The sequence below is a fragment of the Tanticharoenia sakaeratensis NBRC 103193 genome (genome assembly GCF_000963885.1).
GTDB lineage: Bacteria > Pseudomonadota > Alphaproteobacteria > Acetobacterales > Acetobacteraceae > Tanticharoenia > Tanticharoenia sakaeratensis.
The window spans coordinates 1-2,070 of the sequence record NZ_BALE01000065.1 but is presented as its reverse complement, the minus strand read 5'-3'; the positions used below and the strand labels follow the sequence as shown (position 1 = coordinate 2,070).

At 61.2% G+C, this 2,070-nt stretch carries 1 protein-coding gene; it reads left to right on the top strand.

What is annotated here, in order from left to right; all coding sequences use genetic code 11:
- Window positions 1–202: 202 nt before the first annotated feature.
- Window positions 203–1,591, top strand: coding sequence for a hypothetical protein (locus B8446_RS15815; protein WP_048851335.1), 1,389 nt, complete (start codon window positions 203–205; stop codon window positions 1,589–1,591).
- The last annotated feature ends 479 nt before the right edge of the window (window positions 1,592–2,070 follow it).

The following is a 2,070-nucleotide window of genomic DNA, read 5'->3' as shown; positions in this document are numbered from 1 at the left end:
TTTTTGTTGCCCAAAACACCCCGCAGGAAACACATAGGAAACAATAGGAATCAAAAACCAGCGTAGGAAGCTCCTGCGATTGGTTGGTTTCACGTCCGTGTGATGGGAAGTGACCTCGGTTCCAGCCCGCCCGATCATGTACGGGCGCCTCGCGGCGATCGCCGTTCCGGGTTAGGGTTCGGCATGGCTGGCAGGACGAACGATGGCATCGCATGAACTCTCCGGATTGATCCGTTATCTTGGTCAGGATGACTGGGGCGCCAGCTTCGATGAGGTGCTGGACCAACATCTGGGGCCGGCGCTGGACGCGGCGGAAGTGAGCTTCGATGACCTGAAGGAAATCCTTGGTCCCGATGTCGCCATGACCTTGTGGGGATGTGCCTTCGAGGATTTCCTGACGCAGGAATGGGACGGCGGCTCCAACTTTGTCGATGCCTATCTGAAGCGGCGCGGCTGGAAAGAAGGGCCGAGGAACAGCGCCTATATGCGCGCGTTGAAAACCTCGGTCATGAGCCTGTATGAAGTCTCGGATATCGTTCCCGGCAAGAGCCTGATGGCGCGCGACCTGCTGCGGAACGGTGAGCCGGTTCTCGTGCAGGAGGGCACGGCGACCCGGACGCTGAAGCCGTGGGACCGGATTGCTGCCCGTATCGTGTCGTCGGACGGAAAGATGATTCTCGCGGGCGGCCTGCTGGCCTATTCCGCGGCGGCCTGTGAGGATCTCGCGGAATCTTTTTACAAGGCGTTGCGCAAGCGACGCGGCAAGTCGGCTTTTCCGAAAGTGGATACGCAGACGCTGCGGGAGCTTGCGCCGGCCTTTACGCTGACCTGGCTGTTCCGGACCCTGGAGACCATGGCTCGGCAGATGGAGGGAGCGCCTCAGTTCCTCTTCAATAGTGACGGTGACGAGCTTCTGTTCCATGAAATTCGCTACCCGCTTGCGAAAGGAGTGACGCAGAAGGCCATTGCAGCAGTGCTGGATGCTGTCTCGGCTCTGCGGCCGGAGAGCCGGAGGTTCTGGAACTGGCTGGAAAACCATCAGGGGCCAAAGAAGGCGTTCCGACCGCAGGGGCGGGCGAAGCAAGGGCTTTCCCTGACCAGCGAGATGGATGACGGCGCGACGGTGCTGGGCACGCTGGAACTCAAGGGGCGGCAGCTCCTTGTCGGCGTCAACTCCCGGGAGCGGGCAGCGCGCGGGCAGGCACTGCTGGCCGAGGTGCTGGGCGGTCTGGTCGGGACGCCGCTGACACAGATTATGACGCCCGGCCAGACGATGGCCGAACGGGAATCGCGGGCCGATCCGGAAAGTGACCGGGAAGCGCTGGGCCTCTCGCCGGAGGACGAGGCACGGCTCGTCGGCGAGGTGATGGAGCGTCATTATCGGCAGGTGCTGGACGAGGCCGTGCCCGCCCTCGGAGACGTCACGCCGCGTCAGGCGGCGCGCACGGCGGCCGGCCGGGAAAATCTTGTCGCATGGCTCAAATCTCTGGAGAACAATGCCGCGAGGGTCGGGGACGGACAGCGCGGTATGGCCGCCTATGATTTCACCTGGATGTGGCACGAACTCGGCATCACGAAACTCAGAAAATAGGCCGCTTACGCCCTCACGGCAGACATTGAGTTGGTGATGGTGCTTCTCCGAGAGCCGACAGCAGCTTCTCCTTGGGCGAGGGTTCACTGCGAGGATCAATCGGCTTTCCTGCTTCCGACCTTTCGCAATAGGAAGGGGCAGAAGCTTGTGCGAGACGGTTTCACAACTGCTCGGTTGTGAAACCGCGGTATCTTCAAAAAGGGTGGAAACCGGGATGGCTGTACTTGGATAAGCAGTTGCCTCTCGCCGGGCCTAGAGAAGCGACCAGAGGAAGCGTCTGAAGGTACGACACACGCGCGGCAGCGTTCTCGGTGCTGTCGACGCAGAGCATCTCCTCAAAATGGTGTCAGGAGAGGAAAGGGATGCGATCCGCGTCTAACAACTTCCTATGAAAACTGCGTGCCGAGAACCGGCGTTCCGCGTCACTGCTGAGCGCGTGACCCTGCCCCGTGGAATGCCCTCGTTTTTGGGTAAGGTCT

Coding starts and splice junctions, on each gene's coding strand:
- B8446_RS15815 (WP_048851335.1), top strand. CDS start 203: ATGGCATCGCATGAACTCTCCGGATTGATCCGTTATCTTGGTCAGGAT.